Here is a 24,519-nt window from a genome sequence, read left to right on the forward strand (position 1 = left end):
ACAGAGTTTTATTGTTAGAATCCATGTTCGCTGGCGATTATACGTAAACAAAAACCGGAAAAACACACAAACAAGCAACTTTTTATTAAACATCACTCCCTTGCAATCAACATCCACACTCATCTTGACCGAGCAGAGCCGGAAAATATGTGCGCTTGCGCACGATAGTTACCTTAAGCCGCCAAAACCCCATCTTTTGTTCACAATTCGAACAGCATGAAAAAGGCACCCGAAGGTGCCTTGTCTCGCCTATTTGGCTTCCGCCAGCAAGGCCCGCGCTATGGTGCGCATCCCCAGGGTATTGGCCCCCGGCGCCCAGAGGGCATCGCCGTTGTCACTGAAGCAAGCTGCCAGATCGATATGCAACCAGCCCATCCCTTCGTTGGCAACGAAACGGGAGAGAAAACCCGCCGCGTTGGAGGCGCCACCCGGCCCGCCCCCCTTCACCGGACGGCTGTTGGCCGTGTCGGCGTAATGGGAGGGGCACTGCTGGCGGTGCCAGGGCTCCAGCGGCAGCGGCCAGGCAGGCTCATGCTCGGCATCGGCATAGGTCATTGCGCGGCTTACCAACCCTTTGTCGAGGCCGAACAGAGCATTGTAGCGCCCACCCAGCGCCATCACGGCTGCGCCGGTCAGGGTCGCGGCATCGATGATCAGCGGTGCGCCGGACTCGCTCGCCAGTTGCAGGCCGTCGGCCAGCACCAGCCGCCCCTCGGCATCGGTATTCACAATCTCGACCGTGGTGCCGTTCTTGTAGGTGAGGATGTCGCCCAGCTTGTAGGCGTGGCCGGAGACCAGGTTCTCGGCGCAACAGAGGATCAGCTTCACCCGCTTGTCGAGCCCGCGCAGCATAGCCAGCGCCAGCGCACCTGTGACAATCGCCGCACCACCCATGTCGCACTTCATGGTGAGCATCCCCTCGGAGCTCTTCATGGAGTAGCCGCCGGAGTCAAAGGTGATCCCCTTGCCCACCAGCGCTGCCGCTACCGGCGCCTTGGGGTCACGCCCCGGGTTGAAGTCGAGCTCCAGCAATACCGGTTCGCGCGCACTGCCGCGGCCCACCTGATAGAGGCCGACCCAGCCCGCCTGTTGCAGCGCTTCGCCTTTCAAAATGCGATGACTCACCTTGTCCGGCGCCAGCTCGGTAATAAAGGAGGCAGCTTCCACCGCCAGCTCCAGCGGGCCCAACTGCTCCGGGGTGGCATTGGTCATCTCGCGCACCCAGCGGCCGCAGAGCCAACGCGCTTCCAGCTCCTCTCTGTCCTCTTCCGAGGACATGGCCCACTGCAGTTGCACCTCCGCCTTGGGGGTTTGCAGCCCTTGGGCAAAAGCCCACTGCTGTTCACGCTCCCAGTGACCAGCCAGGGTCACTTTCTGGATCCCCTGCTGGCAGAGGCGACGGGCCGCCTGCTGGATATCGAGCAGCGGATTGGCCGTCACCAGATGGATCACCATGCCGTCGGCACGGTGAGAGAGCAGCGCCCCCTCCCCCCACTCGGCCGGTGCAAATTCACGACTTAACCAGACATTCATGCGGTCACCTCCTGCAGCCAGCGGGCGATGGTACGCAGACCGTGCCCCTTGGCGCCGGTCGCCCAGAGATCGTTGCCCGATTTCTGATAGGAGGCTGCCAGATCCAGATGCACCCAACCCTTGCCCTCATCACGCACGAAGCGGGAAAGGAACGCAGCAGCCGTGGTGGCACCGGCCGTACCCTCTGCCGAGGCGACGTTGCCCAGATCGGCAAAGGCCGAGGTGAGCTGGCTGGCATGCCAGGGTTCCAGCGGCAGCGCCCACGCCTGTTCGTTTTCCACCTTGGCGGCGGCCAGCGCACGCAGCTGTTCGGTCTCATCGAGGGCAAACACCGCATTGTAGTCGCGCCCCAGCGCCATCTTGGCGGCGCCGGTCAGGGTGGCTGCGTCAAGGATATAAGCTGCACCGCTGTCGGAGGCCGCCATCAGGCCATCGGCTAGCACCAGACGCCCTTCCGCATCGGTGTTCTGGATCTCGACCGAAATGCCGTTTTTGTAGGTAAGGATGTCGCCCAGCTTGAAGGCGTGGCCGGAGACCAGGTTCTCGGCGCAGCAGAGAATGAGCTTCACCCGCTGGTTCAGACCGCGGCTGATAGCCAGCGCCAGCGCACCGGTCACCATGGCCGCGCCGCCCATGTCGGACTTCATCGGCAGCATGTTGTCAGAGGACTTCATGGAGTAGCCACCGGAATCAAAAGTGATCCCCTTGCCCACCAGCGCCGCCACCACGGGCGCATTGCGATCACCGGTCGGGTTGTAGTCAAGCTCCAGCAGCACAGGCTCGCGCTCGCTGCCACGGCCAACCGACCAGATCCCGATATGGCCGGACTCGCGCAGCGCTTCACCGGCGGTGATGCGAGCTGTAACCTGATCCCCGGCCAGACCACGAATGAGCAACAGGGCCGATTCCGCCAGACTCATGGGGTAGATCTCTTCCGGACAGCCATTGGTGATGTCACGTACCCAGCGAGCCGCCTTGAGCAGCGCCTCCAGTTCACGGGCTTCCGCGTCGCTCTGCTGGCCGAAATCCAGTTCACGGGCTCCCTTGGCGGCGTAGAACCCCTGGGCGAACGCGTAGCGACGCTCCAGATCCCAGCCTTCACCGACCAGCGTCACCCGCTTGATCCCGCTCGATTCGAGGCGACGGGCGGCGCGCTGAACGGTGCGCAGAACATCCTTCTCCTGACCGGCGGCACCAAGATGGATCAGTGCCTCGTCGCCATTGAAACTGAGCTGGGCGCCCTCGCCCCAATAGGCGGCCGCAGCCTGGGTGGATAACGCTACCTTCATCATGTCAGCCATCGTGTTTGCTTCCTTTTTACTGGCACTATGTATAAGCACTCTTTATGGGAAAGAGCTTATTGGCAAAGAGAGAATAACGAATACAAAAAAGGCCGTGCCCCCGAGGGTCACGGCCTTCCACCATATCACTGAAGCACCACAGGATGCTGCACGTGCAATTCACTCATGTGTAATTAATGGCGTTCAGAGGCAAGGTTCAGGGTGTACTTGGGCAGTTCCACCACCAGATCCTCGTCCGCCAGTTTTGCCTGGCAACTGAGACGAGATTCCGGCTCCAGCCCCCACGCCTTGTCCAGCATGTCGTCTTCCAGCTCGTCACTTGGCTCGAGCGAGTCAAAGCCCTCGCGCACCACGCAGTGGCAGGTAGTGCAGGCACAGGATTTCTCGCAGGCGTGCTCGATTTCGATACCGTTGCGCAGCGCCACATCCAGAATAGTCTCGCCGCTTTGCCCCTCGAGGGCGGCGCCATCCGGACAGAGTACGGGATGAGGAAGAATGATCAGTTTTGGCATATTACACCTTGTTGACGTTTTGTCCGGTCAGCACCTTGCGGATGGAGGCGTCCATCCGGCGGGCTGCAAACTCGCCACTGACAGCATCGGCTGCCTCAATGGCTTCTTTGATTTGATGGGTTGCACCGCTGTTGCGCATGGTCAGCAGATGGGCGATGGCGGCATCAATCTCGGCACGCTCGGCAGCATTGAGCAGGGCATCGCCATCGGCGGCCAGCGCCGCATTGAGACTCTCGACCACCCGGTCGGCTTCAACCTGCTGCTCGGCCAGCATGCGGGCATCCATATCCTGCTGGGCGTTCTCGATGGAGGCGCTCAGCATGTTGAGGATATCCTGCTCCGCCAGCCCGTAAGAGGGCTTGACCTGGATCTCGGCCTGCACGCCGGAGGATTTCTCCATGGCGCTGACCGAGAGCAGACCATCCGCATCCACCTGGAAGGTGACGCGAATATGGGCGGCACCGGCGGCCATCGGCGGAATACCGGTCAGGGTAAAGCGGGCCAGGGAGCGGCAATCGGCGACCAGTTCGCGTTCACCCTGTACCACGTGGATAGCCATGGCGGTCTGACCATCCTTGAAGGTGGTGAACTCCTGGGCACGGGCCACCGGAATAGTGGTGTTGCGCGGGATCACCTTCTCGGCGAGGCCACCCATGGTCTCCAGACCCAGCGACAGGGGGATAACGTCCAGAAGCAGCATCTCGGCATCGGGCTTGTTGCCCACCAGGATATCGGCCTGGATGGCGGCACCGATGGCGACTACCTTGTCCGGATCGATGCTGGTCAGCGGCGTACGCTGGAAGAACTCGCCCACCAGTTCGCGCACCAGCGGCACCCGGGTGGAACCACCGACCATCACCACTTCCAGCACTTCCACCTGCTCGAGACCGGCATCGCGCAGGGCGCGGCGACAAGCCAGCAAGGTCCGTTTCACCAGCGGGGTGATGAGTTCATCAAACTGGCTACGGCTCACTGAACCCTGCCAGCCAGCAAAGGTGCACGCCACCTGCTCGGCATCGGTCAGGCCGTGTTTGACGGCAGCGGCCACATCCAGCAGCTCGCGCTGCAGATGGGCATCCAGCTTGCCGGAGAGGCCCGCCTGCTCCTTGATCCAGTCCGCCAGCAGGTGATCGAAGTCATCACCGCCGAGGGCCGAATCGCCGCCGGTCGCCATCACTTCAAACACACCGCGGTGCAGACGCAGGATGGAGATATCAAAGGTACCGCCCCCCAGATCGTAAACCGCGATCACCCCTTCCTGACCGGAGTCAAGGCCATAGGCAATCGCGGCCGCGGTCGGCTCGTTGAGCAGACGCAGCACGTGCAGACCGGCCAGACGGGCCGCATCCTTGGTGCCCTGACGCTGGGCATCATCGAAATAGGCGGGCACGGTAATGACCACGCCATCGAGATCGCCACCCAGGGTCTGGGCGCCACGCTCGGCCAGCTTTTTGAGAATTTCGGCCGATACCTGCACCGGATTGACCAGCCCCTGACGGGTTTGCAGTTGCGGCATGCCATTGTCGGCGGCAACAAACTGGTAAGGCTGCTGGCGGGTATCGATATCGGCCAGCGCCTTGCCCATCATCCGTTTGACCGAGACGATGGTGTTGTGAGGATCGAGCGCCGCTTCGCGCTTGGCATCAATCCCCACTCGAATGGCGTCGCTTTGATAGTGCACCACTGAGGGAAGCAGGTCGCGCCCTTGCTCATCGCAAAGGGTATCGGCGTGACCACTGCGAACCGCAGCGACGAGAGAGTTGGTGGTGCCGAGATCGATGCCGACGGCACGTTTGTGCTGATGAGGAACAGCGCTCTGGCCGGGTTCGGCGATTTGCAGTAATGCCATGGGTAATGAAACTTCCAGCGTTAAAGGATCAAGACTCGAGAAGCGAGTCATCGAATCGTTCCAGCTCTTCGAGGAGCTTGTCGACAAACTTGAGTTTGCGAACGCAATCAGCGGCAACGAGATCTCTGCCGGCGGCAAGAGACTCGGTCAGCTGCTGCATCAACATCTGGTGATCATGCCTGATCTCGCTGCGAAAATCCTTGATGGCGCGCTCAGGGTCGGCGTCATCTTTCAGATCGGCCAGACGTTCGCGCCACTCCAGCTGCTGCATCAGAAACGCGGTATCTTGCAGAGTCTGCTGTTCACCACGGATATCGGTGCCACGCAGGGAGAGCAGATATTCGGCACGGCGCAGCGGCGCCTTGAGGGTGGTGAATGCTTCGTTGATCTGGGCGGCACGTTGCACGGCAGCCAGCTGCTCCCGTTCGGGGGCTGTGGCAAAACGATCAGGATGGAATTGGGTTTGCAGCTGGCGGTAGGTATCAGCCAACTGACGGGTATCGAGCTCGAAGCCTTCAACCAGCCCAAACAGCTCGAAATGATTCATGCAAACCTCTTGGAAACGTTCGCCACAACCTCACTCGCCCCTGGCAAATGAGATATGGTTGAACGGGTCATGGGCGACCCGCTCAACCACAGACGAAGGATCATTGACGTCAAACATCTCAGACACTGAAGCTTTCGCCGCAACCACACTCGCCTTTGGCGTTGGGATTGTTGAACTGGAAGCCCTCGTTGAGGCCCTCCTTGACGAAATCCAGCTCGGTGCCATCCAGATGGATCAGGCTCTTGGCATCGACAATAATCTTGACGCCCTGCTGCTCGAACACCTGATCCTCATCGGTCAGTTCATCAACGAACTCAAGCACGTAGGCCAGACCGGAGCAGCCGGTGGTTTTGACGCCGAGGCGCAGGCCAATGCCCTTGCCCCGGTTAGCCAGAAAAGAGGAAACCCGTGCCGCGGCGGCATCTGTCATGGTAATAGCCATACTGCTCTCCGGCGCTTAGAGACCTTTCTTCTGCTTGTAATCGGCGATGGCGGCCTTGATGGCGTCCTCGGCCAGAATGGAGCAGTGGATCTTCACCGGTGGCAGGGCCAACTCTTCGGCGATATCGGTGTTCTTGATGCCAGCCGCTTCGTCCAGGGTCTTGCCCTTGACCCATTCGGTCACCAGGGAGCTGGAGGCGATGGCGGAACCGCAGCCGTAGGTCTTGAACTTGGCATCTTCGATGATGCCTTCGTCGCTGATCTTCAATTGCAGCTTCATCACGTCGCCACAGGCGGGCGCACCGACCATGCCGGTTGCAACGCTGGGATCATTCTTGTCGAAACCACCGACGTTGCGAGGATTCTCGTAGTGGTCGATTACTTTTTCACTGTAAGCCATATCTCACTCCTGCTAATTCTGTTGCTCACTGACCAGATAGATCAGTGATGAGCCCATTCGACCGTGTTCAGATCGACGCCGTCTTTGTACATCTCCCACAGAGGGGACATCTCGCGCAGACGACCGATGGAGTCACGAATAAGCTTGACCGCGTAGTCAATCTCTTCCTCGGTGGTGAAGCGACCCATGCTGAAACGGATGGAGCTGTGTGCCAGCTCGTCGTTCAGACCCAGTGCGCGCAGCACATAGGAAGGTTCCAGGCTGGCGGAGGTACAGGCCGAACCGGAAGAGACCGCCAAATCTTTCAGCGCCATGATGAGGGATTCCCCTTCCACATAGGCAAAGCTGACGTTGAGGTTACCAGGAACACGCTGATCCAGATCGCCATTGATGTAGACGGCTTCAATATCCTTGATGCCATTCCACAGACGCTGGCGCAGAGCCAAGATGCGCTCGCCTTCACTCACCATCTCTTCTTTGGCGATGCGGAAAGCTTCGCCCATACCGACGATCTGGTGGGTCGGCAGAGTACCGGAACGCATGCCGCGCTCGTGGCCGCCACCGTGCATCTGGGCTTCCAGACGAACGCGGGGTTTGCGGCGAACAAACAGTGCACCGATCCCTTTCGGACCATACACCTTGTGCGCGGAGACGGAGAGCAGGTCCACTTTCAGTGCTTCCACATCTACCGGGATCTTGCCCACACTCTGAACGGCATCCACGTGCAGCAGGATCTTGCGGGAACGGCACAACTCGCCGATGGCGGCAATGTTCTGAACCACGCCGATTTCGTTGTTCACATGCATGATGCTCACCAGGATGGTGTCATCACGCATGGCATTCTCGATCATCTCGATAGTGAACAGGCCGTTGGGCATCGGCTCAAGATAGGTCACCTCGAACCCTTCACGCTCCAGCTGGCGACAGGTATCGAGCACCGCCTTGTGTTCGGTCTTGGAGGTGATGATGTGCTTGCCCTTGCTGGCATAGAAGTGGGCAACACCCTTGATGGCCAGGTTATTGGATTCGGTCGCACCGGAAGTGAAGACGATCTCGCGGGGATCGGCACCGATCAGATCTGCCACTTGATTACGGGCCAGATCCACCGCCTCTTCGGCTTGCCAGCCAAAGCGGTGAGAACGGGAAGCCGGATTGCCGAACAGGCCATCCATGGTGAGACACTGCATCATTTTTTCTGCGACACGCGGGTCCACCGGACAGGTTGCCGAATAATCAAGGTAAATAGGCAGTTTCATGTTTTTCTCCGTCACAGTCCGGGTCATACAGAGTCCCGCTGTGGAAAGCACGTTTATAGTTGGACTTTCAAGCTCACATCGCCGTGTTCTGCCCGATCAACCAGGGACAACACGGTCTTCATTTGTTCATCTTGCTTGCCGGCAATGCGACGCACATCGGCCTGGCGTACCAGCTCGGCCAAGGTAATATCCCCGAGGAAGCTGGAGATCCGCTCACTCAGGTCGCGCCACAGGGAGTGAGTCAGGCACTGGGTACCGCCGTGGCAACCGCCCTTGCCGAGGCACTTGGTTGCATCGACCGACTCATCGACCGCGGTGATCACCTGACCAACCGAAATCTCGCCTGGGGCCAACCCGAGGCGATAACCACCGCCCGGGCCACGCACGCTGCTCACCAGACCATGTTTGCGCAGGCGGGCAAAGAGCTGCTCGAGATAGGACAACGAGATGCCCTGGCGCTCGGAAATATCGGCAAGGGGGACGGGCCCCTGCTCTGCATGCAGCGCCACGTCGAGCATGGCGGTTACAGCGTAACGTCCTTTTGAAGTCAGTCTCATGTGCCTTACCGTCTTGCGAAGCAATTTAATGGGGCACATGGTCACATACCCGACCAAATCAGTCAAGTATATGGTTGAGTAAATCAGTCGGATTAATCCGGTACGCGCGCTTTCTGCACCGAGGTCAGAATACCGCGCAGAATGTTGAGCTCCGCCGCTTCCGGCCGAGCCCGATTGAACAGGCGACGCAGCTTGCTCATCACATGACCCGGATGGTCATCGGCAATAAAACCGGTCTTCATCAGGGTTTGTTCCAGGTGCTGATAGAACCCTTCCAGCTGGGCGGCACTAGGATAGACCATCTCGTCTTCAGGCTCGGCGGCCTGCCCCTGCAGCCAGCGCATCCGCACTTCGTAGCAGAGAGTCTGCACCGCCATGGCCAGATTGAGGGAGCTGTAATCGGGATTGGCCGGAATGGCCACGTGGTAGTGGCACTTTTGCAATTCGTCGTTGGTGAGACCAGTGCGTTCACGGCCAAACACCAGCGCGACCGGGTGCTGCATCCCCTCGACTACCGACTTTTCGCCGGCCTCACGGGGATCGAGCATGGGCCAGCTCAGGGTTCGCGAGCGGGCGCTGGTGCCAATCACCAAACCACAATCGGCGATCGCGTCGTCCAGTGTCGGGACGATACGGGCATTGGCAAGCACATCGCTGGCACCAGCCGCCAGGGCGAAGGCATTGTCATCCGGCAAGGCTTGCGGATCAACCAATACCAGCTGGGTCAACCCCATGGTCTTCATGGCGCGTGCCGCAGACCCCATGTTGCCGGTATGAGAGGTGTTTACCAAAACGATACGAATCTGATCCAACATGCCCAGTCAATCTTCAGTCAAAAATGGCGCGCAATTGTAACATAAGAGAACACGATGTTGGCACCGTAAAAGCCGAGCCATTTCAGAACAAAACCACCCGTTTGTATAACAAACCAGCATGAGGGAAGTGAGAGGGGGGGAGTAAACTTGATGGATATCCGATAAACGGCACAGGAGACACAACGCCATGCTTCCTCCCTTTATCTATGAGAGATTGCCCAGCCTCTACCTGCTGGCAGCCATTGCCATTATTACGTTGAGTGATCAGCCCCTGCTCTGGTTTGCAGGCGCCTTGCTGTTTATCGCCGGAGCGGTGACCTGGATGATGCGCTCCAGCTACCGGCGTACCGACCTGATTATCTTTCCGAGCAAACGCTGGCTGCAGCCGGAGTGGCTGTATGAAGCGCAGCCCTTCATCTGGCTGGCTGCGGGGCTGGCCATGTCACAGCTGCCCGCCCCTGCGGCACTCATCGCCTTGGTGCCCTGTCTGTGGGCCTGTCGTTGCCTCTGGGCACGGCACCATTATCGTCGCCATGCCCATGGGGTGATTGTCCACTTAAGACGGGATCCCGCCCGGCGCCGTCTGCACCGGAGCCTGCGCTGACTCGGTGCGGGCGCGTTCGATAAACGTCGCCAGATCCATCAGGGGATACTTCATCAGGCTCGGCAAGCCATCGAGATCCAGACTGTCCATCAAGTTTTTCACCTCAAGGCCCAGTTCGGTATCCCCTTCTATCTTCAGCTTGCGCTGGAAAAAGAGCGAATCCGGATCCTCTTTGCGACCGGCAATCAGGATCAGGTCGTTGGCGGTACCGCTGAAGCAGACATCGGCCTTGTCACACTCGCGAGCCACCACCAGCTGGCCATTCTGCTCACTGATAAACCAGCACAGCTCCAGATCAGAGACTTCGACTTTCAGCCACTTGTCTGCCAGAAACTCGAAATCGCCATCTTCGATAGCCTCTTTGAAAACCCGGGCCAGCAAACTCTCCATCAGCTGCTTTTGCAGATTGAAGGGAACCAGCTTGAGGGGATGGCGCAAGAAGCGCGGAGCCTGTTCGACCAGGCGACGTTGCAGTTGTTGAAACACAATAGACTCCCTTTTTTGCGCATTCAAACACAGGGCGAGTGGCAAGATCCTGTTGGAAATCAAAATTGTGCAGGGTTACCTCAAGAAGGGTAAAGCCACACAAAGCTGCCTCAGGTCAAAAAGCGAGAGTGCATGGCTGCATACAATCAGGGCTCGTTTGCCCTTCATATGCACTCTCGGAGCGTACCAATGGAATTACTCTGTCCGGCAGGCAGTTTGCCGGCACTGAAAACCGCCGTGGATAACGGGGCCGATGCCGTTTATATCGGTTTCAAGGATGACACCAATGCCCGCCACTTTGCCGGTCTCAACTTTACCGACAGCAAACTGGAGAAGGCGGTGGATTATGTGCATCAACATGGTCGCAAGCTGCATATTGCCATCAATACCTTTGCCCATCCCGGGGCCGATACTCGATGGAAACAGGCGGTTGATCGCGGGGTGGCCCTCGGCGCCGATGCGTTAATCATCGCCGATCTCGCCGTGCTGGAATATGCCAGCCGCCACTACCCCGAGATGGAACTCCATGTCTCGGTGCAGGCCAGCGCCACCAATGCCGCCGCCATACGCTTCTATCAGCAGCAATTCAATGTCACACGGGTGGTGCTGCCCCGGGTGCTCTCCATGCATCAGGTCAAGCAGCTGGCCCGCGAGACCGATGTTGGCCTTGAGGTATTCGCTTTTGGCAGCCTCTGCATCATGGCCGAGGGGCGCTGCTATCTCTCCTCCTACATGACTGGCGAGAGTCCCAACACCGTCGGCGCCTGCTCACCGGCCAAGTTCGTCCGTTGGGAAGAGACCCCGAATGGTCTCGAGTCGCGGCTCAACGAGGTGCTGATCGACCGCTATGGCCCGGGCGAAAATGCCGGTTACCCAACCCTGTGCAAGGGGCGTTTCGACGTGGATGGGCAGACCTACCACGCGCTGGAAGAGCCCACCAGTCTCAATACCCTGGGTCTCCTGCCCGAGCTGTTCAAGACCGGGATCCAGTCGGTCAAGATTGAAGGGCGCCAGCGCAGCCCCGCCTATGTGGAGCAGGTGACCCGGGTATGGCGTGCAGCCATCGATGCCTATCAGGCCAATCCCGAGGCCTATCAGGTCAAAGCTGAGTGGGATGCCCAGCTCGCACGCGTCTCCGAAGGTAGCCAGACTACCCTCGGCGCCTACCATCGTCAGTGGCAATAAGGAGTCCACCCATGCAATTTTCTCTCGGGCCTCTGCTCTTCTACTGGCCCAAAGCCGATACCGAAGCCTTTTATCATGCCGCTGCCGACAGTCAGGCCGACATCATCTATCTGGGTGAGACCGTCTGCAGCAAGCGGCGCGAACTCAAAGTCGATGACTGGATTGCGCTGGCCCGTCAGGTGGCCAGCTCCGGCAAGCAGGTCGTGCTCTCGACCCTCGCCCTTATCTCCGCGCCTTCCGAGCTCAAGGAGGTGAAGCGGCTGGTCGACAATGGCGATCTAATGGTCGAAGCCAACGATCTCGGTACGGTGCAACTCGCCTGGGAGGCAGGGATCCCCTTCGTCTGTGGCCCCGCCATCAACGCCTATAACGCCGATGTACTGCGCATGCTGCTCAAACAGGGGATGAAACGCTGGGTCATGCCGGTGGAGCTCTCCCGTGACTGGCTGATCCAGCTCAATCAGGATCTGGGCCCCCTGCGCGACCAATTTGAGGTGGAGGTGTTTGCCTACGGTCATCTGCCGCTCGCCTACTCGGCGCGCTGCTTCACCGCCCGATCCCTCGACAAGCCCAAGGACAACTGCGAGCTCGCCTGCATCAACTACCCCACCGGACGACTGGCCAACAGCCGCGAGGGGCAGCGGGTGTTCAATCTCAACGGGATCCAGACCCAGTCCGGTTACTGCTACAACCTGGGTAACGAGCTGGCTGGTATGGAAGGTCTGGTGGATGTGGTCAGACTTTCACCGCAAGGGATGGAGACGCTGGAGATGCTGGCCCGCTTCAAAGCCAACCGGCAGGGCCAGGCTCCCCTCCCCTTGCAGCAAGGAAGCGACTGTAACGGCTACTGGCGCCAGATCCCCGGCATGTGCCTGGTGGAGTAAACCCGCCATTCGCCCAACAAAAAGGCCTCATCGCGAGGCCTTTTTTACCACTATCTGGCAGTGGTTCAGGAGGGCTGATCACCCTTGTTACGAGCGCTCTGGGCACCTGGCGGCAAGGGCTTGCGCGCCATCAACTCCAGTTCCAGCAGCGCATAGCGGTGCTCGATGAAGTCATAGACGTTGTTGGATAAGGCCAGCTTGAAGTAGCTGATGGCTTCCTTGCGGTTGCCTTTGCCCAGCTCGAACTTGCCCAGATAGAAGTAGGTTTCACACAGGCGCTCGGCGAGCTCCCGGTTATCCTTCACCCCTTTCACCACGTTGCCCATCAGCTGGGAAGCGTTGATCTCGCCGGTATAGAGGCGAACCAGATCCCAGTTCCAGGCATCGTCATCGTACTTGTTGAGACGCTCGCGCATCCGGCTCATGGCGGCCGACGGGTCGAGTTTCTGCTCGGCCAGATAGAGCCAGATCACCCGATAGGGGTCTTCCGGCTGCGCCTCGTAGAAACGCTTCATATCGGCCGCGGCCAGTTCGGGACGGTTGCCGTAATAGAGGGCGATGCCACGGTTGAGATAGGCATAGTCATAGTCCGGCGCCAGTTCGAGGGCAGAATCGAACGCATCATAGGCTTCGTCGTAATTCTGCTGCTGTACCAGATAGACGCCGATGAAGTTGTAGGCTTCGGCGAAATCCGGTTTCTCCCGCAGGGCACGGTTGAAATCGAGCCGCGCGAGGGAACGCAGACCAACCCGATCAAACACCACGGCACGCTCATAGAACAACTCTGCCCGTTGCTCGGTGGTCAGTTCCATTTCACTGAGCATCTGCCCGAGTCGGGCGAGCGCCAGCTCACTCTGGTAGGAGACCTGCAGGGGGGTCGCCAACACCAGTGAAGCAGGCTGCGGCTTGGGAACCTTGGGGGTGTTAACCTGACTGCTACTGCTGCAACCCCACATGGGAAGCAACAACAGGATACCGAGGAGGTATCCAATCCCTTTCCTGACGTTCAATGAACACTCCGACGCTTACGCTTGACCCCGCATATGGTAAAGGTCAACTGCCGCTTTGTCATGTAGCTGTGCCCCTCTACCTCAAATAAATCAGGATTCGACAGGGTATCCGGCATCGCACCAACCGCGAAACCCGCCGTCGACGCTGATCACCTTGCGATAACCCATCTGTTGCAGGTTGTCCGCCGCCAGAATTGAGCGAAAACCACCACCACAATAGAGGTAGAGCTCGGTCTCGAGATCCGGGAACTGGGTCTCGATATCCCGCTCAATCACGCCACGACCCAGATATCGGGCACCGGGCAGATGGCCTTTGGCCCACTCGCTCTCTTCCCGCACGTCGATTAGGTGAAACGTGCGCCCTTCGTCCTGCCAGCGCTTGATCTGGTGAACATCGGTTTCGGTGATGCGGGAGCGGATCCCGTCAACAAGCGCCAAAAAACGGGGATTGTGATGCATGACAAACTCCTGTTGTTTAAATCATGTGCGTCAGCAAACGACACGCAGAGATAAGAAAAGAGCGCCATGAGGCGCTCTTCACTGTTACGGCAGGATTTCCTGTTGGTCCGCACCCTCTTTCTCTACCTGGGTGGGCAGCATGTGCTCGCGCTTGACGCCGAGGAACATGGCAAACGCACTCGCCACATAGATGGAAGAGTAGGTACCGAACGCCACACCGATCACCATGGCCACGGCAAAACCGTGGATCAGCGCACCGCCCTTGAGCAGCAGCGCCAGCACCACGATAAAGGTAAGGCCGGAGGTGATGATGGTACGACTCAGGGTCTCGGTCATGGAGAGATCCAGAATGTACTCGGTATCCCCTTTACGCACCTTGCGGAAGTTCTCCCGCAAGCGGTCGAACACCACGATAGTATCGTTCAGGGAGTAACCCACCAGGGTCATCAGTGCCGCCAGTACGGTCAGGTCGAACTCGTACTGGAAGTAGGCAAAGACACCCAGCGTGATCACCACGTCGTGCACCAGGGAGAGAATGCCCCCCAGCGCCAGACGCCATTCGAAACGCACTGCCACGTAGGCCAGGATACAGAGGATGGAGGCCAGCATGGCCAGCGCACCGTCTGTCGCCAGTTCATCACCCACGGAAGGGCCGACGAACTCGACGCGTTTGAGCACTGCGCCCTCGTCGAGCTGCTTGGCCGCCGCCAGCACTTCGTTACCCTGTTGTTCTACCTTGACCCCCTCTTTCGGGGTCAGGCGGAACAGCACGTCACGGCTGGAGCCAAAGTGTTGCAGGGTTGCCCCTTCAATCTTCTGCTCTTCCAGAGCGTCATGGATCTTGTCCAGGCTCACCGACTGCTGGAACCCCACCTCGATAGTGGTACCACCGGTAAAGTCCAGACCCCAGTTCAGCCCCCGATCAAACAGGAAGAACAGGGCTACCACCATCAGCACGGAAGAGAAAACCACACCCGGCTTGGCATAGCGCATAAACGGGATCGGTTTTTCAAAATGTAGAATCTGAAACATCTCTCTATCCTCAGATGGGCAGCTTGTCGATACGCCGTCCACCCCAAGCCAGGTTGATAATGGCACGGGAAACTGTGATGGCAGTAAACATGGAGGCGGTCAGACCAATGCCCAGCGTCAGGGCAAAGCCCTTGATGGCGCCAGTACCGATACCGAACAGGATCACGCAGGTGATCAGCGAGGTCACGTTGGAGTCGGCGATGGTGGAGAATGCCCGATCAAAGCCCAGATGGATGGCTTGCTGAACACCACGACCGTTGCGGATCTCTTCACGAATACGCTCGTAGATCAGCACGTTGGCATCCACCGCCATACCCAGCGTCAGGACGATACCGGCGATACCCGGCAGGGTCATGGTGGCCCCCGGGATCATCGACATGATGCCGACAATCAACACCAGGTTCATACAGAGCGCCAGGTTGGCGACCCAGCCGAACGCGCGGTAGTAGATCCCCATGAACAGCACGATCACCAGCATGGCCCAGCCGATGGCTTCCATACCGCTGTCGATGTTCTGTTGACCCAGGCTCGGGCCAATGGTGCGTTCTTCCACGATCTGGATCGGGGCGATCAGGGCACCGGCACGCAGCAGCAGCGCCAGGTTGTGGGCTTCGTTGGCGTTGTCGATCCCTGTGATACGGAACTGGCTGCCAAGACGCGACTGGATGGTGGCGACGTTGATCACCTCCTCCTGCTTGCGGAACTTGCGCTTGCCATCCGGACCCGGTTGACCGACCGGCTTGTACTCGATGAAGACGGTCGCCATCCCTTTACCGACGTTATCCTTGGTAAAGTTGGCCATCTTGTTGCCACCCTGGCCATCCAGCTTGATGTTGACCTGGGGACGGCTGTACTCGTCGAAACCGGACTGGGCACCCACGATGTGGTCACCGGTCAGGATCACCCGCTTTTGCAGCACCACGGGACGACCGTTTCGATCGTTGTAGACCTTGGAGCTGGGCGGGACACGGCCATCGGCCGCAGCCTGGATGTCGGCAGTCTCATCGACCATGTGGAATTCCAGGGTCGCGGTTGCACCCAGGATCTCCTTGGCGCGGGCGGTATCCTGAATACCGGGCAGTTCAACGACAATGCGCTCGGCGCCTTGCTGTTGTACCAGAGGCTCGGCCACGCCCAGTTCGTTGACCCGGTTACGGATGATGGTGATGTTCTGCTCGAGGGCGTACTTCTTCACTTCCTTGATCTTGGCTTCGCTCAGACCAGCCAGCAGGATGAACTCATCCCCTTTCTGCTCGGTAGTGAAAGTCAAATCAGGGTTCTGACGACGCAGATGAGAAACGGCGCGTTCCTGATCGGCTTCGTCACGGAAGATCACCTGCACCTGATCTCCGACCCGGCGTACGCCGGAGTAACGGATCTTCTGGGTGCGCAGCTCGGAGCGGAAATCCTGCACCATCTGCTCTTGCTGCTTGGTCAGTGCTTCGGCCATGTCCACTTCCATCAGGAAGTGCACACCACCGCGCAGATCAAGACCCAGCTTCAGAGGCGCCGCACCGATGGCTTCGAGCCAGGCGGGAGTGGAAGGTGCCAGGTTGAGTGCGGTAATGAAGTTGTCGCCCAGCTTGTTGGCAACGATATCGCGCGCCTTCAGCTGGTCTTCGGTGTTCTTGAAACGGATCAGGATAAAACCGTGCTCGAATGCAGCATGTTTGACCGGGATCTTGGCCGCTTCAAGGGTCTCTTTCACCAGATCAAGAGTATCTAGCTTGACTTCGGCACCACGGCTGGCAGAAACCTGCAAAGCCGGATCTTCGCCGTAAAGATTGGGGGCTGCATATAGAAAACCGATGGCGATCACCAGGATCACCATCAGGTATTTCCACAGCGGATAGCGATTCAACACGCTGTGCTCCTTGGGAGATTAAAGGGACTGGATAGAACCCTTGGGCAGAACGGCAGAGACGAAGTCCTTTTTGATGGTGACTTGAGTCTGGTCGTTCAGGGCGATCACCAGGTAATCGCTGTCTGCAGCCACTTTGGCAATTTTGCCAACCAGGCCACCGGAAGTGAGCACTTCATCACCCTTGGACAAGGAGCTCATCAGATTGCGGTGATCCTTGGCACGTTTGGCCTGGGGACGATAGATCATGAAGTAGAAAATCAGGCCGAATACGGCCAGCATGATGATCATTTCCATACCACCACCCTGTGCACCCGGTGCTGCGCCTTCTGCATACGCCTTGGAGATAATGCTCATTTAACAACCTCTTATTGATGTAGATTTAAAAAAACAAAATTATATGTTGTTGTTATTTAACGTCATTTTCAGCTAACGGAGGCACAGGCTTCCCTTGCCGACGGTAAAACTCTGTTACAAAGTCGTCTAATTTACCCTGCTCGATCGCGTCCCGCAAACCCTGCATCACGCGTTGGTAATAACGCAGGTTATGAATCGTATTCAGACGGGCACCGAGGATCTCGTTGCACTTGTCCAGATGGTGCAGGTAGCTACGGCTGTAGTTCTTGCAGGTGTAGCAATCGCATTCGGCATCCAGGGTGCTGGTGTCGTTGCGGTGCTGGGCATTGCGGATCTTCACCACGCCATCGGTGGTGAACAGGTGGCCGTTGCGGGCGTTGCGGGTCGGCATGACGCAGTCGAACATGTCAATACCACGGCGCACCCCTTCCACCAGATCTTCCGGCTTGCCGACACCCATCAGGTAGCGCGGCTTGTCAGCCGGAATTTTCGGGCAGACGTGCTCGAGGATGCGGTGCATGTCCTCTTTGGGTTCGCCCACGGCCAGACCACCGACCGCATAACCGTCGAAACCGATCTCCAGCAGCCCCTTGAGGGAGACATCCCGCAGATCTTCGTAGACCGAGCCCTGAATGATGCCGAACAGGGCGTTCTTGTTACCCAGCGCATCAAACTTTTCACGGGAGCGCTTGCCCCAGCGCAGGGACATCTCCATGGACTTGCGCGCTTCTTCATAAGTGGCCGGGTACGGAGTGCACTCGTCGAAGATCATCACGATGTCGGAGCCCAGATCGTACTGGATCTCCATGGACTTCTCGGGGTCGAGGAAGATCTTCTCGCCATTGATGGGGTGACGGAAGTGGACGCCCGCTTCGGTGATCTTGCGAATATGGCCCAGGCTGAACACCTGGAAACCACCGGAGTCGGTCAGGATCGGTCCCTGCCAGTTCATGAAATCGTGCAGATCGCCGTGGGCACGCATCACTTCCTGACCCGGACGCAGCCAGAGGTGGAAGGTGTTACCCAGCAGGATCTGGGCGCCGGTTTCACGCACTTCTTCCGGGGTCATCCCCTTGACGGTGCCGTAAGTCCCGACCGGCATAAAGGCCGGCGTTTGTACCACACCACGTTCGAAGACCAGTTGACCGCGACGGGCACGGCCGTCGGTGGTTTTCAGTTCAAATTTCATTGCTACCTCGGCTGCGTCAGATAAACAGTCTGACAATAGGAGGGCCGCTCACGGCCCGGTAAATAAGCTGAAGCTTATGCTTCAACCTGGCGACGGGTGACGAACATGGCGTCCCCGTAGCTGAAGAAACGGTACTGCCCGGCCACGGCTGCCTGATAGGCCGCCATCACGTTGTCATAACCGGCAAAGGCGCTGACCAGCATGATCAGGGTCGACTCCGGCAGATGGAAGTTGGTGACCATGGCATCGACAATCTGGAACTGATAGCCAGGGAAGATGAAGATGTCGGTGTCACTAAAGAAGGGCGCCAGCGGTTTGCCCTGTGCCAGGGTGACCTTGGCCGCGCTCTCCAGCGAACGGACCGACGTGGTCCCCACCGCAATCACCCGGCCACCACGGGCACGGGTGGCCGCGATGGCATCCACCACCTCTTGCGGCACTTCCGCATACTCGGAGTGCATATGGTGATCTTCAATCTTCTCAACCCGCACCGGCTGGAAGGTCCCCGCCCCTACATGCAGGGTGACGAAGGCCGTTTCAACCCCTTTGGCCCGAATTTTCTCAAGTAGCGGCTCATCAAAGTGCAGGCCGGCGGTCGGCGCCGCGACGGCGCCCGGCTTTTGATTGTAAACGGTCTGGTAGCGCTCCTTGTCGGCATCCTCGTCGGGACGGTCGATATAGGGGGGCAGCGGCATGTGGCCGATGGCCTCCAAAATCTCCAGCACCGGACGCGGGTCGAGGAAGTGGATCTCGAACAGGGCGTCGTGGCGGGCTCGCATCTCGGCTTCAACACCACCATCCATGATCATCCGGGTGCCGGGCTTGGGCGCCTTGGATGCACGGACATGGGCCAGCACGCTGTGCTCGTCCAGAATGCGCTCGACCAGTACCTCCAGCTTGCCGCCGCTGGCCTTCTGGCCAAACATGCGCGCCGGAATGACACGGGTGTTATTGAATACCAGCAGGTCACCCGGATTGAGCTGATCCAGCACATCCACAAATTGACCGTGGCGCAGGGCGCCAGTCTGACCATCGAGCTGCAACAGGCGGCTGGCAGTACGCTCTGCCATCGGATAGCGGGCAATCAGCTCGTCTGGCAGATCAAAATGAAAATCGGATACTTGCATCTTTCACCTCGGGGGAATCGGCGGCTAGTCTAGTTATCCCCATCTTCCAAGGCAACCCAAAAGACCAAAAACCCAAGAGAGACAAGGGGTAGCGAGCAATATTGAGACACACCTCCGGTTAATGATTCTTTAATGTTATGTATTGACCCTGATCATGTTTTGCCAGTTGGGGCTGGGCTAGGGTGAAAGCAGATACACAAGGAGGCCCACCATGATGACCCTATCCGAAATCATGACCGAACATCCCTTCACTCTGGGTCCGTCAAACAGTGTCAAACAGGCGATGGACCTGATGCAGCAGGAGCGGATCCGCCACATTCCCATCGTCGACGAGCAGCATCACCTGCTGGGGTTGGTAACCCTCACCGATATCCTGGCCACCCGGGAATCCAAGCTGCTGCTCATCAGCCCGGAGCGGGAAGCAGAATTTACCGACAGCGTGCAACTCGACGAGATCATGACACGGCAAGTGGCGAGCGTAGATCCTCACGCCGGCATCAAGGAGGCGGCACTTTACCTGCAGCGGCACAGATATGGCTGCCTGCCGGTACTCAAAGGACGCAAGCTGATCGGCATTGTCACCGAGTCGGACTTTATTGCCGTGGCCATCAACCTGCTGGAATTGATGGAAGAGCAGGAACCCCCAACCGAATTTTGACAGAATGCAATGTAATTAAATTACAATAAAAGCGTTTTCAGCCGTCAAAACAAGCTGAAATGATGAAATACTTTCATTTTGATTGAAAAATTACACCAAATGCTTGCATTGTGATCTGCATCACACTATCATCCCTCTCATGCAATAGTTGCCGAGGGGGAGACGAGGGATTGTGCACCCATTATCTTCCTCTCATATGTCTGCAAGTTTGCACACCCCGTAGTTAGTCTTTGCTGTAAAGCATTTGTTTATATAGCCATTCCTTGTTTGATGACCCGGCCCTGTCGTTGCGATAGCGCCGGGATTTTTTTATCTGCGCTTTCGGCTTCCCCCTTACCAGCACATCCCCCATCGCTGCGAGCAGCGGCCTCAACCTCCTGCGCCACCTGTTTGCACCACCGTTTATCTCATCGCGTCATCGTGGCTCTGCACACCCCTTCTTATGCCTTGAAAAGGCGATGTAGCGCACAGATATTGAACCACGACAAGGAGTTATCTCAGTAGGCCAGAGATATTCATGTTAGGTACAGCCATAGTGAGTTATCTAATAAGTAGATTTAAGCGATTCAAAATTGCGGCTTTTATCGATTAGCGGAAGCCCCTATGATGAATCCATCGAAAGTTAAGCGCCTCGTCTGGCAAGACTCTTCAACACCAGACCGGCATATGTACATCACCAAGGAGCAATTACATGTCTACCTACATCAACACTGAAATCAAGCCGTTCAATGCTACCGCCTACCACAATGGCAAATTCGTTCAGGTGTCTGACGCTGACCTGAAAGGCAAGTGGTCCGTGGTCTTCTTCTACCCGGCTGACTTCACCTTCGTTTGCCCGACCGAGCTGGGCGACCTGGCTGACAACTACGCTGAATTCCAGAAACTGGGCGTCGAGATCTACTCTGTCTCTACCGATACCCACTTCACTCACAAAGCATGGCACGACACTTCTGACACCATTCAGAAGATCCAGTACCCGATGATTGGTGACCCGACTGGTACCATCACCCGCAACTTCGGCGTGATGATCGAAGAAGCTGGTCTGGCTGACCGCGGTACCTTCGTAATTGACCCGCAGGGCATCATCCAGATCGTCGAGATCAATGCTGGCGGCATCGGCCGTGACGCACTGGAACTGCTGCGCAAAGTCAAAGCGGCCCAGTATGTTGCTTCCCACCCGGGTGAAGTGTGCCCGGCCAAATGGAAAGAAGGCGAAGCCACTCTGGCCCCGTCCCTGGACCTGGTAGGCAAGATCTAAGCCTCCCGCTTCCAAGACCGGCCCGTATAAGGGCCGGTTTTATTTCCGGCCCCAAGCAAAGGCGCCGGTCTGCTTTACGGCTTACATCTCACGCCGACCCGCAATCACAAGAAGGAATTCGAAGATGTTGGATACCAACCTCAAACAACAGCTGAACACCTATCTGCAGTACATCGTCAATCCCATCGAGATCAGCGTGTCCGGCAACGACAGCGACAAATCTGCAGAGCTGCTGGCACTGGCCAGCGAGATCGCCGAGATGTCCCCCAAGATCACCCAGACCTCTGGCACTGCCGCTCGCAAGCCTTCCATGAGTGTCGCGCCGCAGGGCCAAGCCCCGCGCGTTCACTTTGCCGGCATCCCCATGGGTCATGAATTTACCTCTCTGGTGCTCGCCCTGCTGCAAAGCGGCGGCCACCCCTCCAAGGCAGATGCAGCCGTGCAGGAGCAGATCCGCAATCTCAAGGGCGAGTTCCACTTCGAGACCTATATCTCCCTCTCCTGCCACAACTGCCCGGACGTAGTACAGGCCCTCAACCTGATGGCTACCCTGAACCCCGGCATCACTCACACCATGATCGACGGCGCCCTGTTCCAGGAAGAGGTTGCCGAGCGTCAAATCATGGCGGTACCGAATGTCTACCTGAACGGCCAACCGTTCAGCCAGGGCCGTATCTCGCTGGAAGAGATCGTCGCCAAACTCGACACCGGCGCCGCCGAGCGCAAGGCTGCCGAGCTGAATGAGAAAGCTCCCTACGACGTACTGGTGGTGGGAGGTGGCCCGGCCGGCGCCGCAGCGGCCATCTATGCCGCTCGTAAAGGCATTCGCACTGCCATCGTTGCCGAGCGTTTCGGTGGTCAGGTGATGGACACCGTCGGCATCGAGAACTTTATCTCCGTGCCCTATACCGAAGGCCCCAAACTGGCCGCCAGCCTGGAGCAGCACGTCAAAGAGTACGGCGTGGAAGTGATAACCGAACAGCGCGCCGCCGCCATCAGCAAAGATGGATATGTGAACGTGGATCTCGCCTCTGGCGCCACCTTGAAGAGCCGCGCCGTGATCCTGGCGACCGGTGCCCGCTGGCGTGACCTGAACGTGCCAGGCGAGCTCGAGTACCGCACCAAGGGCGTGGCCTACTGCCCGCACTGTGATGGCCCCTTCTTCAAGGGCAAGCGGGTTGCGGTGATCGGGGGCGGTAACTCCGGCATCGAGGCAGCGATCGACTTGGCTGGCATCGTCGAGCATGTGACTGTGGTGGAGTTCGCCGACACCCTGCGTGCCGATGAAGTACTGCAGAAGAAGGCTCGCTCCATGGGCAATATCGACATCATCATGAGCGCTCGCACCACCGAAGTGATAGGTGATGGCAGCAAGGTGGTCGGTATGGACTACGAAGATCGCACCACAGGTGAGATCAAACACCTGGCGGTGGCGGGTATCTTCGTCCAGATCGGCCTGGTACCGAACACCGAGTTCCTCAAAGGGAGCGAGATAGCCCTGACCCGCTTTGGCGAGATCGAGATCGATACCAAAGGGGCGACCTCCCTGCCCGGCGTCTACGCCGCAGGGGATGCCACCACGGTACCGTTCAAGCAGATCATCATCTCCATGGGTGCTGGCGCCACCGCCGCACTGGGTGCGTTTGATTACCTCATCCGTAACCCAGCTCCTGAAGCGACCCAGGCTGATGCTGTGACCGCCTGATAAACCCAGCGCAACAAAAAGCCGACGCTCGATTAAGTAAACACGAGCGTCGGCTTTTTTATATCTGCATCGATGCGCAATAAAAACCCCGCAGCAAATGGCGGGGTTGTTCATGACTGGACTTAAACGACGGGCATCACTCCAGCAAGAAAACAGCCTCGATATTATCACTTACCGTGATCTGCTGTTGTTGATAGCTGTTGTCCGCCATATCCGCCGCAGGAGCAGCCATCGCCATGGCCTGCACCACTTTCAGGTTGCGGCTGTAGGCGGTAATGGGCGAAGCATTGCGGTACTCCACACTGTAGACCTTGCCAAGCTTCATCCCGAACGCCTTGGCCAGAGATTCAGCCTTGATTTTGGCATCCTCAACGGCATTCAGACGGGCCTGCTCCTTGATGACCTGCGGCGATTTCAACCCGTATTCAATCTGGGATACAGACTCCAGCCCGGCTTTAAGTGCGGTATCCATCAGGGGGCTCAACTTGTCGAGCTGATAGAGCTTCACCGCCAATTGTCGCTGAGCACGATACCCCAACAATACCGGCTTCTTATTTTCGCCATACTGATATTCCGGCGAGACCATCAGGTTGCCAGCCTCAACATCGCTGCGCTTTATTCCCAGCCCTTCCAGTTGGCTGAAAAAGGCTGCGACCTTGGTATCGACCTGCTGCTTGGCCTTAAGGCCCTGCTTATCCAGTGCACTCACCGCCACATTGAGGGTGAGCATATCGGGTTCGGTCTTCTGCTCGGCATAACCACTCACCACCAGATGGGGCGCTTGCGGCACTTCAATCGCCAGCAGCGGAGCACTGACAACCAGAGCGGAAAGAGTAAGAAGGGGACGCCACATAGAAAAAAACCTCAATCGGAAAGATTGAGGTCATTATGCCCGTGCAGTTACGGGATTCATATATCATGCAAGGGAGGGAGCTGATCCAGTATCTGATTGGTCAGATCGAGACTAATGGTGACCATGCTGCCGGGATCCTGGCTCTGGTTTGCCATATCCAGCGCAGGAGCCGCGCCACAGACCAACACCTCATCATCGAAATGGAACGAGTCCCACGACAGAACGTGTCCTTGCACCGCCTGTCCGATATTGGTGCCACCACTATCCTCCTCCATCGCAGACCAAGGGATGGTATCAGATGGTCCTAGCAAATCTTGCAACAACGGAGAGTGAAAACTGGCCAGCGGATACTCCTGCTGCCCCTGATTATGGCCAACCAGAATCATGTTATGGGCAGACTCGGTATCCATGACCGGCACATAAGTGATAGAGGCCGTAGCGAAATCAACATAGAGCGAGCCCGCTACATCACCGGCCTCATTCTCAATCTCCATCCCATCCAGCCGATCCCCCGCGATCGAGGCCTGATAGCCAAACTGGCCTGCGCAGGTAATGTTCCCCTGCCCATCCCAGCTATAACGGATGCCATCAATGTCGACCCAGTTGAATGACTGCATGATTACCCCTCTCCTCTACTGCC

The 24,519-nt window shown here is 58.1% G+C and carries 26 protein-coding genes; 6 read left to right on the top strand and 20 right to left on the bottom strand.

What is annotated here, in order from left to right:
* Positions 1 to 249: 249 nt before the first annotated feature.
* The 10 genes from pepB (I6L46_RS08680) to trmJ form a co-directional block, all read right to left on the bottom strand.
* On the bottom strand, positions 250 to 1,533 hold the full coding sequence (gene pepB / locus I6L46_RS08680; RefSeq protein ID WP_005359802.1) for an aminopeptidase PepB: 1,284 nt from the start codon (positions 1,531 to 1,533) through the stop codon (positions 250 to 252).
* Positions 1,530 to 2,834, bottom strand: a complete 1,305-nt coding sequence (pepB, locus tag I6L46_RS08685) for an aminopeptidase PepB (protein WP_216977894.1) — start codon at positions 2,832 to 2,834, stop codon at positions 1,530 to 1,532. The genes pepB (I6L46_RS08680) and pepB (I6L46_RS08685) overlap by 4 nt, the downstream gene beginning before the upstream one ends.
* A 173-nt stretch (positions 2,835 to 3,007) precedes the next feature.
* Complete coding sequence (fdx, locus tag I6L46_RS08690) at positions 3,008 to 3,346, bottom strand: ISC system 2Fe-2S type ferredoxin (RefSeq protein WP_005333808.1); 339 nt, start codon at positions 3,344 to 3,346, stop codon at positions 3,008 to 3,010.
* A 1-nt stretch (position 3,347) separates the two neighbouring features.
* Positions 3,348 to 5,195, bottom strand: a complete 1,848-nt coding sequence (gene hscA, locus I6L46_RS08695; RefSeq protein WP_216977895.1) for a Fe-S protein assembly chaperone HscA — start codon at positions 5,193 to 5,195, stop codon at positions 3,348 to 3,350.
* Between the two features lie 28 nt (positions 5,196 to 5,223).
* Entirely contained in the window at positions 5,224 to 5,742 is a 519-nt protein-coding gene (gene hscB / locus I6L46_RS08700) for a co-chaperone HscB (protein WP_216977896.1), read from the bottom strand.
* A 118-nt stretch (positions 5,743 to 5,860) separates the two neighbouring features.
* Positions 5,861 to 6,184: an iron-sulfur cluster assembly protein IscA gene (gene iscA / locus I6L46_RS08705; RefSeq protein WP_005333812.1), complete on the bottom strand. Its 324-nt coding sequence runs from the start codon at positions 6,182 to 6,184 to the stop codon at positions 5,861 to 5,863.
* A gap of 15 nt (positions 6,185 to 6,199) precedes the next feature.
* On the bottom strand, positions 6,200 to 6,583 hold the full coding sequence (gene iscU, locus I6L46_RS08710) for a Fe-S cluster assembly scaffold IscU (protein ID WP_005333813.1): 384 nt from the start codon (positions 6,581 to 6,583) through the stop codon (positions 6,200 to 6,202).
* A 41-nt stretch (positions 6,584 to 6,624) separates the two neighbouring features.
* Entirely contained in the window at positions 6,625 to 7,839 is a 1,215-nt protein-coding gene (locus I6L46_RS08715) for an IscS subfamily cysteine desulfurase (RefSeq protein WP_021229687.1), read from the bottom strand.
* A gap of 53 nt (positions 7,840 to 7,892) precedes the next feature.
* Positions 7,893 to 8,396 carry a Fe-S cluster assembly transcriptional regulator IscR gene (gene iscR / locus I6L46_RS08720; RefSeq protein ID WP_026035025.1) on the bottom strand — a complete coding sequence of 168 codons (504 nt, stop codon included), beginning with the start codon at positions 8,394 to 8,396 and terminating at the stop codon, positions 7,893 to 7,895.
* A gap of 92 nt (positions 8,397 to 8,488) precedes the next feature.
* Complete coding sequence (gene trmJ, locus I6L46_RS08725; RefSeq protein WP_047434362.1) at positions 8,489 to 9,211, bottom strand: tRNA (cytosine(32)/uridine(32)-2'-O)-methyltransferase TrmJ; 723 nt, start codon at positions 9,209 to 9,211, stop codon at positions 8,489 to 8,491.
* 187 nt (positions 9,212 to 9,398) lie between these two features.
* Here trmJ and I6L46_RS08730 point away from each other — a divergent pair, with 187 nt between their 5' ends.
* Positions 9,399 to 9,815, top strand: coding sequence for a hypothetical protein (locus I6L46_RS08730; RefSeq protein WP_005359788.1), 417 nt, complete (start codon positions 9,399 to 9,401; stop codon positions 9,813 to 9,815).
* Here I6L46_RS08730 and I6L46_RS08735 read toward each other — a convergent pair.
* Positions 9,768 to 10,301, bottom strand: a complete 534-nt coding sequence (locus I6L46_RS08735; RefSeq protein WP_005344837.1) for an SCP2 domain-containing protein — start codon at positions 10,299 to 10,301, stop codon at positions 9,768 to 9,770. The two genes, I6L46_RS08730 and I6L46_RS08735, sit on opposite strands and share 48 nt — an antisense overlap.
* A 189-nt stretch (positions 10,302 to 10,490) precedes the next feature.
* Here I6L46_RS08735 and I6L46_RS08740 point away from each other — a divergent pair, with 189 nt between their 5' ends.
* Entirely contained in the window at positions 10,491 to 11,486 is a 996-nt protein-coding gene (locus tag I6L46_RS08740) for a peptidase U32 family protein (protein ID WP_042080116.1), read from the top strand.
* A gap of 11 nt (positions 11,487 to 11,497) precedes the next feature.
* Positions 11,498 to 12,370 (top strand): U32 family peptidase, encoded by an 873-nt coding sequence (locus I6L46_RS08745; protein ID WP_216977897.1) that lies wholly within the window; start codon positions 11,498 to 11,500, stop codon positions 12,368 to 12,370.
* Positions 12,371 to 12,435: 65 nt separating this feature from the next.
* On the opposite strand, the gene nlpI is transcribed toward I6L46_RS08745, so the two are convergent.
* From nlpI to queA, 7 genes are all read right to left on the bottom strand, one after another.
* A complete protein-coding gene (gene nlpI, locus I6L46_RS08750) occupies positions 12,436 to 13,380 on the bottom strand; it encodes a lipoprotein NlpI (RefSeq protein ID WP_005351017.1) in 945 nt (314 codons plus the stop codon).
* Positions 13,381 to 13,470: 90 nt separating this feature from the next.
* Positions 13,471 to 13,839 (bottom strand): rhodanese-like domain-containing protein, encoded by a 369-nt coding sequence (locus tag I6L46_RS08755; RefSeq protein ID WP_019446086.1) that lies wholly within the window; start codon positions 13,837 to 13,839, stop codon positions 13,471 to 13,473.
* Between the two features lie 84 nt (positions 13,840 to 13,923).
* Positions 13,924 to 14,871, bottom strand: coding sequence for a protein translocase subunit SecF (secF, locus tag I6L46_RS08760; protein WP_005337322.1), 948 nt, complete (start codon positions 14,869 to 14,871; stop codon positions 13,924 to 13,926).
* A 10-nt stretch (positions 14,872 to 14,881) separates the two neighbouring features.
* Positions 14,882 to 16,735, bottom strand: a complete 1,854-nt coding sequence (gene secD / locus I6L46_RS08765) for a protein translocase subunit SecD (protein WP_005337324.1) — start codon at positions 16,733 to 16,735, stop codon at positions 14,882 to 14,884.
* An 18-nt stretch (positions 16,736 to 16,753) separates the two neighbouring features.
* A complete protein-coding gene (yajC, locus tag I6L46_RS08770) occupies positions 16,754 to 17,089 on the bottom strand; it encodes a preprotein translocase subunit YajC (protein ID WP_005337327.1) in 336 nt (111 codons plus the stop codon).
* Positions 17,090 to 17,141: 52 nt separating this feature from the next.
* Positions 17,142 to 18,278 carry a tRNA guanosine(34) transglycosylase Tgt gene (gene tgt / locus I6L46_RS08775; RefSeq protein ID WP_069555774.1) on the bottom strand — a complete coding sequence of 379 codons (1,137 nt, stop codon included), beginning with the start codon at positions 18,276 to 18,278 and terminating at the stop codon, positions 17,142 to 17,144.
* Between the two features lie 74 nt (positions 18,279 to 18,352).
* Positions 18,353 to 19,405, bottom strand: a complete 1,053-nt coding sequence (gene queA / locus I6L46_RS08780) for a tRNA preQ1(34) S-adenosylmethionine ribosyltransferase-isomerase QueA (protein WP_005344678.1) — start codon at positions 19,403 to 19,405, stop codon at positions 18,353 to 18,355.
* A 211-nt stretch (positions 19,406 to 19,616) separates the two neighbouring features.
* Here queA and I6L46_RS08785 point away from each other — a divergent pair, with 211 nt between their 5' ends.
* The 3 genes from I6L46_RS08785 to ahpF all read left to right on the top strand — a co-directional run bounded on the left by I6L46_RS08785 (position 19,617) and on the right by ahpF (position 23,026).
* A complete protein-coding gene (locus I6L46_RS08785; RefSeq protein ID WP_139405300.1) occupies positions 19,617 to 20,063 on the top strand; it encodes a CBS domain-containing protein in 447 nt (148 codons plus the stop codon).
* Positions 20,064 to 20,754: 691 nt separating this feature from the next.
* The gene (gene ahpC, locus I6L46_RS08790) at positions 20,755 to 21,321 is read left to right on the top strand and encodes an alkyl hydroperoxide reductase subunit C (protein WP_005337335.1); all 567 of its coding nucleotides are present in this window, start codon (positions 20,755 to 20,757) and stop codon (positions 21,319 to 21,321) included.
* 124 nt (positions 21,322 to 21,445) lie between these two features.
* The gene (ahpF, locus tag I6L46_RS08795) at positions 21,446 to 23,026 is read left to right on the top strand and encodes an alkyl hydroperoxide reductase subunit F (RefSeq protein WP_167572544.1); all 1,581 of its coding nucleotides are present in this window, start codon (positions 21,446 to 21,448) and stop codon (positions 23,024 to 23,026) included.
* A 136-nt stretch (positions 23,027 to 23,162) separates the two neighbouring features.
* Here ahpF and I6L46_RS08800 read toward each other — a convergent pair whose 3' ends face one another.
* Together I6L46_RS08800 and I6L46_RS08805 are read right to left on the bottom strand one after the other, a co-directional pair.
* Positions 23,163 to 23,879, bottom strand: coding sequence for an SIMPL domain-containing protein (locus I6L46_RS08800; RefSeq protein WP_194496065.1), 717 nt, complete (start codon positions 23,877 to 23,879; stop codon positions 23,163 to 23,165).
* A gap of 56 nt (positions 23,880 to 23,935) precedes the next feature.
* Positions 23,936 to 24,496, bottom strand: a complete 561-nt coding sequence (locus I6L46_RS08805; RefSeq protein WP_216977898.1) for a hypothetical protein — start codon at positions 24,494 to 24,496, stop codon at positions 23,936 to 23,938.
* Between the last annotated feature and the right edge of the window lie 23 nt (positions 24,497 to 24,519).

The organism is Aeromonas sp. FDAARGOS 1416 (assembly GCF_019048085.1).
Classification (GTDB): Bacteria; Pseudomonadota; Gammaproteobacteria; order Enterobacterales; family Aeromonadaceae; genus Aeromonas; species Aeromonas veronii.

Coding starts and splice junctions, on each gene's coding strand:
- pepB (WP_005359802.1), bottom strand. CDS start 1,533: ATGAATGTCTGGTTAAGTCGTGAATTTGCACCGGCCGAGTGGGGGGAG.
- pepB (WP_216977894.1), bottom strand. CDS start 2,834: ATGGCTGACATGATGAAGGTAGCGTTATCCACCCAGGCTGCGGCCGCC.
- fdx (WP_005333808.1), bottom strand. CDS start 3,346: ATGCCAAAACTGATCATTCTTCCTCATCCCGTACTCTGTCCGGATGGC.
- hscA (WP_216977895.1), bottom strand. CDS start 5,195: ATGGCATTACTGCAAATCGCCGAACCCGGCCAGAGCGCTGTTCCTCAT.
- hscB (WP_216977896.1), bottom strand. CDS start 5,742: ATGAATCATTTCGAGCTGTTTGGGCTGGTTGAAGGCTTCGAGCTCGAT.
- iscA (WP_005333812.1), bottom strand. CDS start 6,184: ATGGCTATTACCATGACAGATGCCGCCGCGGCACGGGTTTCCTCTTTT.
- iscU (WP_005333813.1), bottom strand. CDS start 6,583: ATGGCTTACAGTGAAAAAGTAATCGACCACTACGAGAATCCTCGCAAC.
- I6L46_RS08715 (WP_021229687.1), bottom strand. CDS start 7,839: ATGAAACTGCCTATTTACCTTGATTATTCGGCAACCTGTCCGGTGGAC.
- iscR (WP_026035025.1), bottom strand. CDS start 8,396: ATGAGACTGACTTCAAAAGGACGTTACGCTGTAACCGCCATGCTCGAC.
- trmJ (WP_047434362.1), bottom strand. CDS start 9,211: ATGTTGGATCAGATTCGTATCGTTTTGGTAAACACCTCTCATACCGGC.
- I6L46_RS08730 (WP_005359788.1), top strand. CDS start 9,399: ATGCTTCCTCCCTTTATCTATGAGAGATTGCCCAGCCTCTACCTGCTG.
- I6L46_RS08740 (WP_042080116.1), top strand. CDS start 10,491: ATGGAATTACTCTGTCCGGCAGGCAGTTTGCCGGCACTGAAAACCGCC.
- I6L46_RS08745 (WP_216977897.1), top strand. CDS start 11,498: ATGCAATTTTCTCTCGGGCCTCTGCTCTTCTACTGGCCCAAAGCCGAT.
- I6L46_RS08755 (WP_019446086.1), bottom strand. CDS start 13,839: ATGCATCACAATCCCCGTTTTTTGGCGCTTGTTGACGGGATCCGCTCC.
- secF (WP_005337322.1), bottom strand. CDS start 14,871: ATGTTTCAGATTCTACATTTTGAAAAACCGATCCCGTTTATGCGCTAT.
- yajC (WP_005337327.1), bottom strand. CDS start 17,089: ATGAGCATTATCTCCAAGGCGTATGCAGAAGGCGCAGCACCGGGTGCA.
- tgt (WP_069555774.1), bottom strand. CDS start 18,278: ATGAAATTTGAACTGAAAACCACCGACGGCCGTGCCCGTCGCGGTCAA.
- queA (WP_005344678.1), bottom strand. CDS start 19,405: ATGCAAGTATCCGATTTTCATTTTGATCTGCCAGACGAGCTGATTGCC.
- I6L46_RS08785 (WP_139405300.1), top strand. CDS start 19,617: ATGATGACCCTATCCGAAATCATGACCGAACATCCCTTCACTCTGGGT.
- ahpC (WP_005337335.1), top strand. CDS start 20,755: ATGTCTACCTACATCAACACTGAAATCAAGCCGTTCAATGCTACCGCC.
- ahpF (WP_167572544.1), top strand. CDS start 21,446: ATGTTGGATACCAACCTCAAACAACAGCTGAACACCTATCTGCAGTAC.
- I6L46_RS08800 (WP_194496065.1), bottom strand. CDS start 23,879: ATGTGGCGTCCCCTTCTTACTCTTTCCGCTCTGGTTGTCAGTGCTCCG.
- I6L46_RS08805 (WP_216977898.1), bottom strand. CDS start 24,496: ATGCAGTCATTCAACTGGGTCGACATTGATGGCATCCGTTATAGCTGG.